This is a genomic window from Pseudomonas kribbensis (assembly GCF_003352185.1).
GTDB lineage: Bacteria > Pseudomonadota > Gammaproteobacteria > Pseudomonadales > Pseudomonadaceae > Aquipseudomonas > Aquipseudomonas kribbensis.
In genome coordinates this window covers 4,790,351-4,803,723 of the sequence record NZ_CP029608.1, presented here as the reverse complement: position 1 = coordinate 4,803,723, position 13,373 = coordinate 4,790,351, and the positions used below count along the sequence as shown (strand labels likewise).

Genomic DNA, 13,373 nt, shown 5'->3' with positions numbered 1-13,373 from the left:
ATGTCGTCAGGTTACGCAGAGCTGTTGATGTACATCGCCCCCGAGCCGATCCGCGCGGCGAACGAGCAGTGGCTGGTGCGGATTCTCGATCACCTGGGCCATTCGCGGCTCAATGCTGCAGGCATGTCGTTGCCTGGACTCTGGCTTTCGCCGCAGTTGCTGCTGACCCAGACCTGCGGCTATCCGCTGATGACCGCGTTGCGCGGGCAGGTCACGCTTGTCGGCCGTCCGCGCTACGAATTGCCGGACGCCAGCGCGGGCAATCATTGCAGCCTGATCCTTGCCCGCGCCGATGATCCGCGCCGCAGTCTGGCGGAGTTCTTCGACAGTCGCGGGGTGATCAACAGCAAAGACTCCAACAGCGGCATGAACCTGTTGCGCCAGCGCCTGGCACCGTTGCAGCGGGACGGGCGGTTTTTCGCTTCGGTCGGCCTCAGTGGCGGTCATCGCGAGAGTCTGCGCTGGTTGCGCGAAGACCGCGCCGATCTGGCGGCCATCGACAGCGTGACCTTTGCCTACCTGGCGCAGTACGCCGCCGAAGAGGTCAAAGGATTGCGGGTGGTGGCGCGCAGTGCGTTCAGCCCGACCTTGCCCTTCATCACCGCTGCCAGCACGACGAACCGGCAGATCGAGCAACTGCGCCGGGCCATGAACCGCAGCCTGCAAGACTTGCCGGATGTGACCCGTGTCCTCGGGTTGCCCGAAGTCCTGCCGGCCAGCGAAAGCGATTACCAAGTCCTGCTGGATTACCAGCGCGAGGCCGAAGAACTGGGTTATGGTCGCTTGCGCTAGCGGCTTCAGATAATTCACAAATGGAATATAAAAATTCTTTTTAAGTATTTTTAACGCATAAGGCACCTTGCTAGGATCGCGCCACCGGACGACCGGACATTCAGCGACCCTTGACCAAGGAGCCCCCATGTCCGGCGCCGACGCATCCCATCGCAATCATGTGAACACGTTGTTTCGCGACCATTACCAATGGTTGTGCACACGCCTGCGTCGGCAATCGAACGATGCATCCAGTGCCGAAGACATCGCCGCCGAAACCTTCGCGCAACTGCTCGAAGCACCAGGCCTGACCGCCATCCGCGAACCCCGCGCCTTGCTCACCACCATCGCCCAGCGCCTGTTGTATGAACGCTGGCGGCGGGGCGATCTGGAGCGTCGGCACCTGCAACAACTGCAGCAGAGTGATCTCGATCACGCGCCGTCTCCCGAAGATCTGGCCGATCTGTCGCAGAGCCTCAAACACCTGGACCGGACGCTCCAGCGCCTGCCGGGCAAGGTGCGCTCGACCTTTCTGCTGGCGCGCATCGATGGCCTGACCTACCCGCAAATCGCCGCCGAACTGGGTATCTCCCAGCGTTCGGTGAGCCTGTACATGACCCGTTCCCAGGCCCTGTGCAACCGCCACAGCGCCAACCAAACCCTGATTTCCTCCCAGAACAAGAGGTCCGCATGAGATCAATCAAAACCCTGCTCGGCAGTTCGCTGCTGGCTCTGACCCTGACGGCCGGCCACGTTGTCGCTGCGGAAACAAAAGCGCCAATTCACTTCGGCGACATCACCTGGGAAAGCGGCAGTTTCATCACCGAAGTGCTGCGCCTGATCGTCGAGAAAGGCTACGGCTACCCGACTGACACACTGCCGGGCAGCACCGTCAGCCTCGAAGCGGCGCTGGCGAAAAACGACATTCAAGTGATCGGCGAAGAATGGGCCGGGCGCAGCCCGGCGTGGGTCAAGGCTGCGGCCGAAGGCAAGGTATTCGGCCTCGGTGATACGGTGAAGGGCGCCACCGAAGGCTGGTGGGTGCCGGAGTACGTGATTAAGGGCGACCCCGAGCGCGGGATCAAACCGCTGGCACCGGAGCTGAAATCCGTGGCCGACCTGCCGCGCTACAAGGATGTATTCAAAGATCCGGAAGACCCGAGCCGTGGGCGCTTCCTCAACAGCCCGACCGGCTGGACCTCGGAAATCGTCAACAGTCAGAAGCTCAAGGCCTATGCGCTGAACGACAGCTTCGTCAACTTCCGCACCGGTTCCGGCGCGGCGCTGGATGCCGAGGTGGCGTCGTCGATCAAGCGCGGCAAACCGGTGTTGTTTTACTACTGGTCGCCGACGCCGTTGCTCGGTCGCTTCAAACTGGTGAAGCTGGAGGAGCCGCCGTTCGACGCCGAAGCCTGGAAAACCCTGGCCGACGCCAACAACCCCAACCCGAAAGGCACCCGCTCGATGCCGGCGAGCCTGGCGATTGGCGTGTCGGCACCGTTCAAGGCTCAGTATCCGGAACTGGTGACGTTCTTTGAGAAAGTCGACTTGCCGATCGATCTGCTGAACCAGACCCTGGCCGGGATGAGCGAAAAGCGCCAGCAGCCACGTCAGGTCGCCGAAGCATTTCTGCGCGATCAACCACAAGTCTGGAAACCATGGGTACCGGGTGAGGTGGCGAATAAAGTCAGCGGCAGTCTGTAGTTCTTTTCCGATTATTGTGTCGTTTCAAAAGTTGCCATTGCGAGTCGGTCGCAATGGCAACAAACATCACGCCCGCTGAACCGATTCTTGTCTGTTTTTTGCCCAATCTCGCCGTGGTACTGGCCGACTAGTGGCCTTGCGCAAGGCTTTGCGCTGTCTATGCTCACACGTAACTAACTATGTCGACCGCCATCCAAAGCGCCTCGACGGCAATCGGTTAGCCGAGAACAAAGCTGCCAGAGTGCGCAATCCAAGGCACCGACACTTAACCGGCAAGGAGCATGTTTTTTAAATGGAAGTTCTTCTACACGTTAGGAATGGCCCGTTCGCGGGCTATCAAGAGAAGGATGTCTTGATTAGAGCGTCGCTGCATGGACTCTTTGATTAATCATCGTTTATCACCTGACAACTTCCTCCCGTGGAGGAATGCGTGTGCCTGTTCTGTGGAACGTAGTGGTGGATTCTGAAAGACCTGAACTTTCATCAAATCAAAAGACCGCGCTCAAGGTGATAGAGACATGTTCAACCTACATCACAAGGCTGACCTGCAGGAAATCGAACGCTTCAGCTGTGCCCTGACCGAAGCCAATGCCAAGCTGGAGGCGATCAGCCGTTCGATGGCGATGATCGAATTCACCCCCGACGGCATCGTGCTGGATGCCAATGACAACTTCTGCAAGACCATGGGCTACAGCGCCGAGGAAGTACGTGGCAAACATCACCGGATCTTCTGTGAGGAAGAGTTCTATCGCAGCGAGGAGTACGCCAAGTTGTGGCGTGATCTGGCCCGTGGCGAACCGCTCAGCGGGACATTCCTGCGCCTGAACAAGCGGGGTCAGGAGATCTGGCTGGAAGCGAGTTACATGCCGGTGTACGGCCCGGACAAACAGGTACGAAGTGTGATCAAAGTGGCGTCGGACATTACCGCGCGCGTGAACAAGGAAAAAGAAGAGGAAAGCATGCTCGCGGCCATCAGCCGTTCGATGGCGGTGATCGAGTTCACCCCGGAAGGCAATGTGATCTCGGCCAACGACAACTTCCTCAAGACCATGCAGTACTCGCTCAACGAAATTGTCGGCCATCACCACAGTCTGTTCTGTCACCGCGCCGAAGCCGAGTCGGCGCAGTACAAGGCATTCTGGGCTTCGCTCAATCGCGGCGAATATCACTCGCATCGCTTCGAGCGCAAGAACAAATCCGGACAAACCGTTTACCTCGAAGCCTCGTACAACCCGCTGTTCGACGCCAAGGGCCGCTTGTACAAAGTGGTGAAGTTCGCCAGCGACATCACCCACCAGATGACCACTTTGCAGACCGCTGCGGAATCGGCCCACAGCACCTCGGTACAAAACGACGCCTGCGCGCAAAAAGGCTCACAGGTCGTGCAGCAAACGGTGCAGATCATTCAGGACATTTCCCGCGACCTCAACGAAGCGGCGCTGAGCATCGATGCGGTGAGCAAGCAGTCAGACATCATCGGCACCATCGTTCAGACCATTCGCGGGATTGCCGATCAGACCAACCTGCTGGCGCTCAACGCGGCCATCGAAGCGGCGCGGGCCGGCGAGCACGGACGTGGTTTCGCGGTGGTGGCGGATGAGGTACGCAGCCTCGCGGCGCGGACCAGTCAGGCGACCCTGGAGATTGTCGATGTGGTGCGCAAGAACCACGAGTTATCACTGAGTGCGGTGTCGAGCATGCAGTCGAGCCTGAGCCGTACCGGGCTCGGGGTGGAACTGGCGAACGAGGCGGGGGACGCGATCCGCGAGATTCAGCAGGGCTCGCGGCACGTGGTGGATGCGATCAGCCAGTTCAACGAGACGTTGCAGTTGAACTGACGGCTTTACGGCTGAAAAAAAGGATCCCCGCAGGGATCCTTTTTTCATTGCGCCGTTCGTTAGAGCGAAGCGAGGAACTTGTCGGCCGACTGGTCGCTGAGCTTGACCGAGTTGGCGTCCTGTTTGTTCTGCTTCTCGGCTTCGGCCAGCTTCATCTTGTCCTGCAGGCGATCGGCGATCTCTTTGCCGATGGCCAATTGTTTCTCCGGCGGCATGGCTTTGATGTCGTCCTCGGTCAGACCCATTTCCTTCAGGATGCTGTCGCGCAGACGCTGTTCCGGCGACTTGCTCATGTAGTCCTTGAATTCGTCCGTGGCGGAGGTGCCGGCGGTCTTGGTCGACGTGGCATCGGTCGCTTGCAGGTTTACACGCGTCTTGGCGAACGCCTCGTCGACGTTGTCGCTGATGCGCGTGGCTTCGCTGACCTGCTGGGTGGCGAGTTGCGTGGCCGAGGTTTGCACCTGATTGGTGGCATCGGTGGTTTGCGCCTGCGCCTGGTTTTGCAGGGTTTGCAGCATGGCGCCGTGAAGCCCGCCTTGCAGACCGGCCGCCGCCGTGGCAGTTGCATCATCGGTGATGCGCTTGGGCAGATGAATCAGATCCGCTTGTTTCGAGCTGACCAACATGATGGAGGACCTTGTGGTAATTGCTGTCGGCGGTAAAGCAGCAATTACCGTGCCGTCAGAATAAGTCCCGTGAATTCAGCAGGTTAATGAATTTCCAGTTTTCAGAAGCGGTCATCCTTTGCCGTCCGGCGGCAGAAGATGACCGTTGCCCGTCAACGATGGGCGATGTTTTCCAGCGCCAGGTTACGTGTGCGGGGACCGAAATAACCGATGGTCAGCATCACGATCAGCATGCTGGCAACGATGAACGCCAATACGCCCGGTGTACCGAAGTGATCGAGGAACAGACCGATCAACAGGCTGCTGAACACCGTCGACAAGCGACTGAACGAATAGCAGAACCCCACCGCCCGGGCGCGGATGTTGGTGGGGAACAGTTCGCTCTGATAGGAGTGATAGCTGAAGCTCAGCCAGGCGTTGCAGAAGGTGATCATCACCCCGCAGAAGATCAGGCCGAAGGCGCTGGTCTGCAACGCGAACAAGGTGCCGAAGGTCATGGCGCCGAGGGCTGAGCCGACGATCTGCCATTTGTTCTCGAAGCGGTTGGCGAATTTCACGAACAGCAATGGCCCGAGCGGGTAGGCGAGGGTGATGATGAACGCATACATCAGGCTGTGAGTGACACTGACGCCCTGACCGGAAAGCAGCGCCGGCAACCAGTTGCCGAAACCGAAGAAGCCGATGGCCTGGAAGATATGGAAGACGATCAGCATCAGTGCGCGGCGCCGGTACGGCGGTTGCCAGATGTCGGCGAAACGGCCCTTGCCTTCGACGTCGACAGCCACGGCTTCCGGCGCGTCCAGTGGCTGGCGGTGATCTTTTTCGCAGCGTGCCTCGATGCCATCGAGAATCCGGTTCGCCTCATCGAAACGGCCATGCTGGGCCAGCCAGCGCGGCGACTCCGGCAGGCGTTTGCGCAACCACCAGATGAACAGCGCAAACACCGCACTTGCCAACACCACCCAGCGCCAGCCGGACACCCCGAACGGCGCCTGCGGCACCAGCCACCACGACATCAATGCCACCGCCGGCACCGACAGGAACTGCACGAAAAACGCGAAGGCAAACGCCGAACTGCGCATGCGTTTGGGCACCAGTTCCGAGAGATAGGCGTCGATGGTCACCAGTTCGATGCCGAGGCCGATGCCCACCAGAAAACGCATGCAGATGATCCCCAGCGCCGAACTCTGCACGCCCATCAGCACCGTGGCCACGGTGTACCAGACCAGCGCGAAGGTGAAGATCGCCCGCCGCCCGAAACGATCCGCCAACGGACTGAGCAGACTGGCACCGAGAAACAACCCGAGGAACGTCGCCGAGGCGAACGCGGCCTGATCGGAGAAACCGAACACGCCCTGATTGCCGGTGGCGAAGATGCCGTCACGGATCAGACCGGGGCTGATGTAGGCCGTCTGGAACAGGTCATAGAGTTCGAAAAAACCACCAATCGACAGCAGCGCCACCAGCCGCCAGATCGTGGCGACTGCCGGCAGGCGGTCGATGCGAGCGGAAATCTGTGCGGCGCGTATCGGGTCGATGCCGTCGCGTTGCGCGGCGGCGGGGGCGTGTGCAGTCATGGGCCGATCCATTTTTTTATGATGGAAAAGCTTAGCCTGCTATCGGAAATCAAGGATTGCTTATATCGGCGGCTTAAGCAGGAAAACCGCCGATTTCTTGCAATATCCGCTTACCAATCAGCGATTCATGCTGCGGGTGTCGGGTCGGGCAGCGCCGAGGCCGGCAAACCGAACACCTTATCGAACAGCCAGTTGAAGGCAAATGTGTAGCAGGGGATGAACACGATCAGCGCGAGATCCAGCAGGAAGGCCTGCACCAGACTGATATTCATCCACCAGGCAATCAGCGGAATCAGGAACACGATCAGCGTCAGTTGGAAACCGACGGCGTGGGCGATGCGTCGTTTGACCGTGCGGGTTCGCGAGACCTGACGGCTTTCCCAGCGCTCGAACAGCGAGGTGTAGATGAAGTTCCAGGTCACGGCGATGGTGGTGATGATCACCGCCAGCGGACCGGTGCTGCCGGGCGAAGTGCCGGACAACAGGGCCAGGCCGAGGGCCGAGAAGGTCATGCCGATCACTTCATAGAGCGACACGTAGACCAGTTTGCGTTTGACGCCTTGCATGGGGAATTGCCTCTTTCTTGCGACTTGTGGCCAACGGGGCTGGCGAAGACGACGAAAGATAGCTTCAATAGCGATGACAGAAAAAGTCAGAAGCTTTCAGTTTTATTGATAGGTGCGTGAAGTGAATTTCAACAGCGAAAGCATCGAACTGTTTCTCGCCGTAATCGAACGCGGCTCGTTTTCCGCCGCGGCCAGGGCGTTGGGCAAAGTCCCGTCGGCGGTAAGCATGGCCATCGGCAATCTGGAGGCCGAACTCGGCTACCCGCTGTTTGATCGCAGTCACCGCGAACCGCAACCCACGGCCATGGCGTTGTCGCTGGTGCCCCATGCGCGACTGATCGCCGATCAACTCAAGCAATTGCAGGTGCATGCGGTGCAGTTGTCGTTGGGGCTGGAGAGCAAATTGTCGATTGGCGTGGCGACGGATATCGACCGGCGACGGTTACTGGCGGCCATCAAGGAAATCAGTGAGCGCCATCCGCTGCTCGACATCGAAGTGCTGACCGCGCCGCAGGATGACGTGCTGGCGCTGCTTCACAGTGGGCGGGTCAGCGTGTGCCTGGCGTTCGCCGGGTTGAGCGTGAATGTGCTGGAGCGCTTTCAGTTTGTCGGCAGTGAACGGATGATCGCCACGCTGGCGGCGGACAGTCCGTTGTTGCAGGGGCAGGATCTGTTTCTCGAGGATCTGGTGCATGTGCGGCAGATCGTCGTCGGCAGTCGCGACTTGCCGATCAGCGAAACCCGGCCGCTGGTGGCCGAGTCCCACTGGCGCACCGATAGCCTGGAGACGGCGCTGGAGATGGTCGAGGCGGGGCTGGGCTGGGGCAATTTCCCGTTGTCGGTGGTGCAGCCGTGGCTCGATAGCGGACGGTTGAAACGGCTGAATTTCCGCAACATCGAAAACGGTCTGGTGCTGCCGGTACATGCGGTGTGGCTCAAGAGCCAGCCGTTGCAGAAGGGCGCGCTGGCTCTTGTGGAGTTGCTGGGCGGTTGAGTCAGGTGCTTTCGCGGATTTTCAATTCGAAGCCCATGTCCTCGACCGGCCGCGCCACGCTGTTGCCGGCCATCAATGTCAGCATCTGCTCCGCCGCACGCCGTCCGATGGCCTCGCGCGGGGTGTTGATGCTGCTCAGGCGCGGCACCATGTGCTCGGACATCGGCAGGTCATTGAAGCCGAGGATCGCCACTTGCTCGGGGATCCGGATCCCGTTGCGCAGGGCTTCGAGCAGGGCGCCCTGGGCCAGGTCGTCGTTGCCGAAGAAGATCGCATCGACGTCCGGATGCGCCGCCAGCAGTTGCAGGAACAACTCGCCACCCAGGCCTACGGAGGATGAACGCGGGGTCAGCACTTCCAGATCCGGGTCGTAGCGACCGGCCTTCTGCAGCGCTTTACGGAAGCCTTCACCGCGCAGCAAGGTGCGCTGGTCGAGTTGCGCGCCGATGTACGCCAGGCGCTTGCGGCCACGGGACAGCAAATGCTCGGCGGCGGTTTCCCCGGCGCTGAGCTGGGAGAAACCGACGCAGTTCACCCCGGCGGCGCTGTCCAGTTCCATCATGTAAACGCAGGGAATGTTGCTGGCCTCGATCATCCGCCGCGAACTTTCGGTGCGGTCGAAACCGGTCAGCAGCAAGCCCCGTGGCTGATAGGCCATGTAGTTGCGCAGCAGGTTTTCTTCTTCATCGCGGGAATAGTGAAAGTTGCCGATCAGCACTTCGAAGCCCTTGGGCGTGAGCACCCGATGAATGGCTTCCAGGGTGTCGATGAACAACAGGTTGGCCAGCGAAGGCACCAGCACCACCACCGAATGGCTCTGGGCCGAGGCCAGGGCGCGGGCAGCGGGGTTGACCACGTAGTTGAGTTCCAGCGCGGCTTTCTGGACTTTTTCCACCAGTTCGGTGGCGACGGTGCTGACCCCGCGCAGGGCGCGAGAAGCGGTAATCGGGCTGACGCCAGCCAACCGGGCAACTTCATTGAGGGTGGGACGGCCGGTGGTGCGGGTGTTTTTATCGTTTTTAGGGGTGGTCATCGGGCGGCTTGCCAAACAAAAATCAAGGCACTAAGGTAGCGCTGTCCTTATGCAGCTGCAAATGCGTGAGCGAGGTCCTGCCTGATCCTCGCTTTTTGGCGTTGGGACAAAACCTGCTGCAACCCAAAAAAACGACAAGAAGGCGTCGGCAACTTCTGCCTGTGCACTAGAGTCATAGCTAGCAAAGGTAGCGCTGTCTGCGCGCTGAGGTGTTACATGAATCATCCCATCACCGCCCTGGTCATCATGGGCGTTGCCGGTTGCGGCAAGACGTGCGTCAGCGAGGCCCTGTGCCAATTGAGCGGCGCCACTGCCATTGAAGGCGATACTTTCCATCCGGCCGCGAACATCGAAAAGATGAGCGCGGGGATCCCCCTGAACGACGAAGACCGTGCCGGCTGGCTCGACAGCCTGTGCGATGAGCTGCGTCGTGTTGACGCTCTGGGCGAACGCCCGGTGCTGACCTGCTCGGCCCTCAAGCACATTTACCGCGAACGCCTGCGCAGCGCCTTGCCGGGCCTGGGCTTCGTGTTCCTTGAATTGACGCCAGAAGTCGCTGCTGACCGCGTGTCCCATCGTCCGGGCCACTTCATGCCGGCGACGCTGATCGAAAGCCAGTTCGCCACCCTCGAATCGCCGGTCGGCGAGCCGTTGACCCTGGCCCTGAACGCTTCGATCCACAGCGTGGAAGAACTCGCGTCGCAAGCCCACGTCTGGTGGCAGGCCCATGGCCTGAAACAGGCGGTATGAGTGTGATTGTGAAGATAGCGCTGTCCTTTCGACTTCTGATTAACCCGCTTTAATAACAACAACAAACCAGGAGACACCCCCAATGTTTGGCATGTCCCATGACGCCTACCTGCTGCTTGATGCAGTAGTCACGGTGATCGGGCTTATCGTCCTGATCACCAAGTTCAAGATTCACCCCTTCATTGCCCTGACCATCGCCGCCGCGTTCCTCGGCCTGACGTCCGGCATGCCGATCGGCACCATCATCAAGGCGTTCCAGGACGGCTTCGGTGGCGTGCTCGGTTTCGTCGGCATCATCCTCGCGCTGGGCACCATGCTCGGCAAGATGATGGCCGAGTCCGGCGGTGCCGATCAGATCGCCCAGACCCTGATCCGCGCGTTCGGCAAAGAGCGCGTGCAGTGGGCCATGATGTTCGCCGCGTTCCTGGTGGGCATTCCGCTGTTCTTCGAAATCGGCTTCGTGCTGCTGATTCCGCTGGTGTTCATCGTTGCTCGCCGCACCGGCGTGTCGATCATCAAGATCGGTATCCCGCTGCTCGCCGGCCTGTCCGCCGTGCACGGTCTGGTGCCACCGCACCCGGGCCCGCTGCTGGCCATCGGCGTGTTCGGTGCCGACATCGGCAAGACCATTCTCTACGGTCTGATCGTCGCGCTGCCGACCGCCATCATTGCCGGTCCGATCTTCGGTACGTTCATCGCCAAGCACATTCCGGGCACGCCGAATCAGGAACTGGTCGATCAACTGGCCCGTGAAACCGATTCGACCAAGCTGCCAAGCTTCGGCATCACCCTGGTCACCGTGCTGCTGCCGGTGTTCCTGATGCTGCTGAAAACCTTCGCTGACGTGGCGCTGCCGGACGGTCATTTCTTCCGCACCTGGATGGACATGATCGGTCACCCGATCTCGGCGCTGCTGCTGGCGTTGCTGCTGTCGCTTTACACTTTCGGTCACAAACAAGGCATCGGTTCCCAACAGATGCTCAAGTGGCTGGATGCGAGCCTGGCGCCTACCGCCGCGATCATCCTGATCATCGGTGCCGGCGGCGGCTTCAAGCAGATGCTGGTGACCAGCGGCGTGGGCGACGTGATCGGCCACATGGCGGTCAGCGCGCAGATCTCGCCGATCCTGCTGGCGTGGCTGGTGGCGGCGGTGATCCGCATCGCGACCGGTTCGGCCACCGTGGCGACCATCACTGGCGCGGGCATTGTGGTGCCGGTAGTGGGGATGATCCCGGGCGTGAACCGTGAGCTGCTGGTGCTGGCCACCGGTGCCGGTTCCCTGATCCTGTCCCACGTCAACGACGCCGGTTTCTGGCTGGTGAAGCAGTACTTCAACATGACCGTGGCCGAGACCTTCAAGACCTGGACCGCGATGGAAACCATCCTGTCGGTGGTTGGCCTGGGCTTCATTCTGTTGCTGTCGCTGTTCGTTTAACCTCGAACGCAAGACACAAAAAAACCGCAGCGATGCGGTTTTTTTGTGGGCGACATTCGCGAGTTACTTGGTGCCCAGGCCATCCGCCCGGAACATCCCGCGAATCCCGCGTACCGCCTGACGAATCCGGTCCTGGTTTTCGATCAGCGCGAAGCGCACGTGATCGTCGCCGTATTCACCGAAACCGACACCCGGCGAGACGCAGACCTTGGCCTCGGCCAGCAGCTTCTTGGCGAACTCCAGCGAACCGAGGTGCGCGTAGGCTTCGGGAATCTTCGCCCAGACGTACATCGAGGCTTTCGGGTTCTCGACCATCCAGCCCAGTTCATGCAGGCCCTTGACCAGCACGTTGCGGCGCTGGCGATACTGCTCGGCGATGTCGCGCACGCACTGCTGATCGCCTTCCAGCGCAGCAATCGCGGCCACCTGCAGCGGAGTGAAAGTGCCGTAGTCGTGGTAGCTCTTGATCCGCGCCAGGGCGCTGACCAGCTCCGGGTTACCGACCATGAAACCGATGCGCCAGCCCGCCATGTTGTAGCTCTTGGACAGGGTGAAAAACTCCACCGCGATGTCCTTGGCGCCCGGCACCTGCATGATCGACGGGGCTTTCCAGCCGTCGTAGACGATGTCGGCGTAAGCCAGGTCGTGCACCACCAGTACGTCGTACTGTTTGGCGAGGGCGATCACCCGTTCGAAGAAATCCAGCTCCACGCACTGTGCAGTCGGGTTGGACGGGAAACCGAGGATCATCATCTTCGGTTTCGGGATCGAGCCGCGAATCGCCCGTTCCAGCTCGTCGAAGAAGTCCACGCCCGGCACCAGCGGCACCGACCGCACCTGGGCGCCGGCAATCACGGCACCGTAGATGTGAATCGGGTAGCTCGGGTTCGGCACCAGCACGGTGTCGCCCTGATCCAGGGTCGCCAGCATCAAGTGCGCCAGGCCTTCCTTGGAACCGATGGTGACGATGGCTTCGCTTTCCGGGTCGATGTCGACCTCGTAGCGGTCCTTGTACCAGTTGGAAATCGCCCGGCGCAGGCGCGGAATGCCCTTGGACGTGGAGTAACCGTGGGTGTCTTCGCGTTGTGCAACCTGCACCAGTTTTTCAACGATGTGCGGCGGCGTGGCGCCGTCGGGGTTGCCCATGCTCAAGTCGATGATGTCTTCGCCACGACGTCGGGCGGCCATCTTCAGCTCGGCAGTGATGTTGAAAACGTAAGGGGGGAGTCGATCGATGCGCGCAAAGCGGCGCGGCGAACCTTGTTCAGCCATTGTTGCCTCGGATAACGTAAGCGCCCGGAACCGTCCGAGCGACGCTGGTCACTGCGGTGACCTGTGGCGGAAGATAAGGGCAGCGATGGCAGGCTGTCCAGCGTGCACGACAACAATTTTTTCCCAAGGAAAACGGTCAATGGAATTCACCAGCGGCTTCTTGCTGAGCCTTTCGCTGTGCCTGGACATCGGCGTGGCCAACATTGCGATGATCACCCTGGCCATGCAGCGCGGCTATTTTCAGGGTTTCGCGCTGGGCCTCGGCACCTGCGTCGGTGACCTGATCTATGCCGTTCTTGCGTTGGCCGGAATGACCGTTCTGCTGCAATACGAAACCGTGCGCTGGGTGCTGTGGATCGGCGGTTCGGCGCTGTTGATCTACTTCGCGGCGAAGATGATCTATTCGGCGATCCACCACGAGGCGCAGTTGGCGGCGACGGCTGAAGTCGGCCAGAACTCCCATCGCAAGGAATTCTTCCGCGGGATTTTTCTCGCCATGTCGTCGCCGAGCGCCATCCTCTGGTTCGCGGCCGTGGGCGGCACCTTGATCGCCCGTTCCGGTGGCGGCGGGCCTCTGAGTTCGGCGCTGTTCCTTGGCGGTTTCCTGTGTGCCGGGCTGCTGTGGTCGGCTGGCCTGTGCTTCGCCGCGAGCCATGGCGGCAAACTGCTGGGCGACAAGCTGTTGCGCTATTCCTACATGGCATCTGCAGCGATCTTCTGCTATTTCGCGGTCTACGTGATCGTATCCGGCTATAACGAATTCGTCGGCTCCGGCGCCGCCGAGGCCCTGCATACGCTGTAAATGTG

13 protein-coding genes and 1 pseudogene are annotated in these 13,373 nt (G+C 60.6%); 9 read left to right on the top strand and 5 right to left on the bottom strand.

Annotated elements, in window-relative coordinates; translation table 11 throughout:
* The 5 genes and pseudogenes from DLD99_RS21945 to DLD99_RS29675 all read left to right on the top strand — a co-directional run bounded on the left by DLD99_RS21945 (nucleotide 1) and on the right by DLD99_RS29675 (nucleotide 4,313).
* Nucleotides 1-792 (top strand): phosphate/phosphite/phosphonate ABC transporter substrate-binding protein, encoded by a 792-nt coding sequence (locus tag DLD99_RS21945; RefSeq protein WP_114885015.1) that lies wholly within the window; start codon nucleotides 1-3, stop codon nucleotides 790-792.
* A gap of 127 nt (nucleotides 793-919) precedes the next feature.
* On the top strand, nucleotides 920-1,465 hold the full coding sequence (locus DLD99_RS21940; protein ID WP_114885014.1) for a sigma-70 family RNA polymerase sigma factor: 546 nt from the start codon (nucleotides 920-922) through the stop codon (nucleotides 1,463-1,465).
* The gene (locus DLD99_RS21935) at nucleotides 1,462-2,475 is read left to right on the top strand and encodes an ABC transporter substrate-binding protein (protein ID WP_085709672.1); all 1,014 of its coding nucleotides are present in this window, start codon (nucleotides 1,462-1,464) and stop codon (nucleotides 2,473-2,475) included. Before DLD99_RS21940 ends, DLD99_RS21935 begins: the two co-directional genes overlap by 4 nt.
* A gap of 518 nt (nucleotides 2,476-2,993) precedes the next feature.
* Nucleotides 2,994-3,716: pseudogene (locus DLD99_RS29680) on the top strand (PAS domain-containing protein); the annotation flags it as partial.
* 57 nt (nucleotides 3,717-3,773) lie between these two features.
* Entirely contained in the window at nucleotides 3,774-4,313 is a 540-nt protein-coding gene (locus DLD99_RS29675; RefSeq protein ID WP_371320920.1) for a methyl-accepting chemotaxis protein, read from the top strand.
* A 59-nt stretch (nucleotides 4,314-4,372) separates the two neighbouring features.
* Here the strand turns inward: DLD99_RS29675 and DLD99_RS21920 are convergent, their stop codons facing one another.
* The 3 genes from DLD99_RS21920 to DLD99_RS21910 all read right to left on the bottom strand — a co-directional run bounded on the left by DLD99_RS21920 (nucleotide 4,373) and on the right by DLD99_RS21910 (nucleotide 7,082).
* Nucleotides 4,373-4,939 carry a hypothetical protein gene (locus DLD99_RS21920; protein WP_114885012.1) on the bottom strand — a complete coding sequence of 189 codons (567 nt, stop codon included), beginning with the start codon at nucleotides 4,937-4,939 and terminating at the stop codon, nucleotides 4,373-4,375.
* 152 nt (nucleotides 4,940-5,091) lie between these two features.
* Nucleotides 5,092-6,516, bottom strand: a complete 1,425-nt coding sequence (locus DLD99_RS21915) for an MFS transporter (RefSeq protein WP_114885010.1) — start codon at nucleotides 6,514-6,516, stop codon at nucleotides 5,092-5,094.
* A 125-nt stretch (nucleotides 6,517-6,641) separates the two neighbouring features.
* Entirely contained in the window at nucleotides 6,642-7,082 is a 441-nt protein-coding gene (locus DLD99_RS21910) for a PACE efflux transporter (protein WP_114885008.1), read from the bottom strand.
* 121 nt (nucleotides 7,083-7,203) lie between these two features.
* Between DLD99_RS21910 and DLD99_RS21905 the strand changes: the two genes are divergently transcribed.
* A complete protein-coding gene (locus tag DLD99_RS21905) occupies nucleotides 7,204-8,076 on the top strand; it encodes a LysR family transcriptional regulator (protein ID WP_114886765.1) in 873 nt (290 codons plus the stop codon).
* A 1-nt stretch (nucleotide 8,077) separates the two neighbouring features.
* Here DLD99_RS21905 and gntR read toward each other — a convergent pair whose 3' ends face one another.
* Nucleotides 8,078-9,109: an HTH-type transcriptional regulator GntR gene (gene gntR, locus DLD99_RS21900; RefSeq protein ID WP_114885006.1), complete on the bottom strand. Its 1,032-nt coding sequence runs from the start codon at nucleotides 9,107-9,109 to the stop codon at nucleotides 8,078-8,080.
* Between the two features lie 216 nt (nucleotides 9,110-9,325).
* Between gntR and DLD99_RS21895 the strand changes: the two genes are divergently transcribed.
* Together DLD99_RS21895 and DLD99_RS21890 are read left to right on the top strand one after the other, a co-directional pair.
* A complete protein-coding gene (locus tag DLD99_RS21895; protein WP_085730316.1) occupies nucleotides 9,326-9,859 on the top strand; it encodes a gluconokinase in 534 nt (177 codons plus the stop codon).
* An 82-nt stretch (nucleotides 9,860-9,941) separates the two neighbouring features.
* Complete coding sequence (locus DLD99_RS21890; protein ID WP_085709678.1) at nucleotides 9,942-11,294, top strand: GntP family permease; 1,353 nt, start codon at nucleotides 9,942-9,944, stop codon at nucleotides 11,292-11,294.
* Between the two features lie 63 nt (nucleotides 11,295-11,357).
* Here DLD99_RS21890 and alaC read toward each other — a convergent pair whose 3' ends face one another.
* On the bottom strand, nucleotides 11,358-12,566 hold the full coding sequence (gene alaC, locus DLD99_RS21885; protein WP_114885004.1) for an alanine transaminase: 1,209 nt from the start codon (nucleotides 12,564-12,566) through the stop codon (nucleotides 11,358-11,360).
* Nucleotides 12,567-12,705: 139 nt separating this feature from the next.
* On the opposite strand from alaC, the gene DLD99_RS21880 reads away from it, so the two are divergent.
* On the top strand, nucleotides 12,706-13,368 hold the full coding sequence (locus DLD99_RS21880; RefSeq protein WP_039766147.1) for a LysE family translocator: 663 nt from the start codon (nucleotides 12,706-12,708) through the stop codon (nucleotides 13,366-13,368).
* Nucleotides 13,369-13,373 lie beyond the last annotated feature (5 nt).

What these genes read in the sequence shown, in the direction of transcription:
- DLD99_RS21940 (WP_114885014.1), top strand. Translation starts at nt 920, where the DNA reads ATGTCCGGCGCCGACGCATCCCATCGCAATCATGTGAACACGTTGTTT.
- alaC (WP_114885004.1), bottom strand. Translation starts at nt 12,566, where the DNA reads ATGGCTGAACAAGGTTCGCCGCGCCGCTTTGCGCGCATCGATCGACTC.
- DLD99_RS21895 (WP_085730316.1), top strand. Translation starts at nt 9,326, where the DNA reads ATGAATCATCCCATCACCGCCCTGGTCATCATGGGCGTTGCCGGTTGC.
- DLD99_RS21935 (WP_085709672.1), top strand. Translation starts at nt 1,462, where the DNA reads ATGAGATCAATCAAAACCCTGCTCGGCAGTTCGCTGCTGGCTCTGACC.
- DLD99_RS21890 (WP_085709678.1), top strand. Translation starts at nt 9,942, where the DNA reads ATGTTTGGCATGTCCCATGACGCCTACCTGCTGCTTGATGCAGTAGTC.
- DLD99_RS21945 (WP_114885015.1), top strand. Translation starts at nt 1, where the DNA reads ATGTCGTCAGGTTACGCAGAGCTGTTGATGTACATCGCCCCCGAGCCG.
- DLD99_RS29675 (WP_371320920.1), top strand. Translation starts at nt 3,774, where the DNA reads ATGACCACTTTGCAGACCGCTGCGGAATCGGCCCACAGCACCTCGGTA.
- DLD99_RS21910 (WP_114885008.1), bottom strand. Translation starts at nt 7,082, where the DNA reads ATGCAAGGCGTCAAACGCAAACTGGTCTACGTGTCGCTCTATGAAGTG.
- DLD99_RS21915 (WP_114885010.1), bottom strand. Translation starts at nt 6,516, where the DNA reads ATGACTGCACACGCCCCCGCCGCCGCGCAACGCGACGGCATCGACCCG.
- DLD99_RS21920 (WP_114885012.1), bottom strand. Translation starts at nt 4,939, where the DNA reads ATGTTGGTCAGCTCGAAACAAGCGGATCTGATTCATCTGCCCAAGCGC.
- DLD99_RS21880 (WP_039766147.1), top strand. Translation starts at nt 12,706, where the DNA reads ATGGAATTCACCAGCGGCTTCTTGCTGAGCCTTTCGCTGTGCCTGGAC.
- gntR (WP_114885006.1), bottom strand. Translation starts at nt 9,109, where the DNA reads ATGACCACCCCTAAAAACGATAAAAACACCCGCACCACCGGCCGTCCC.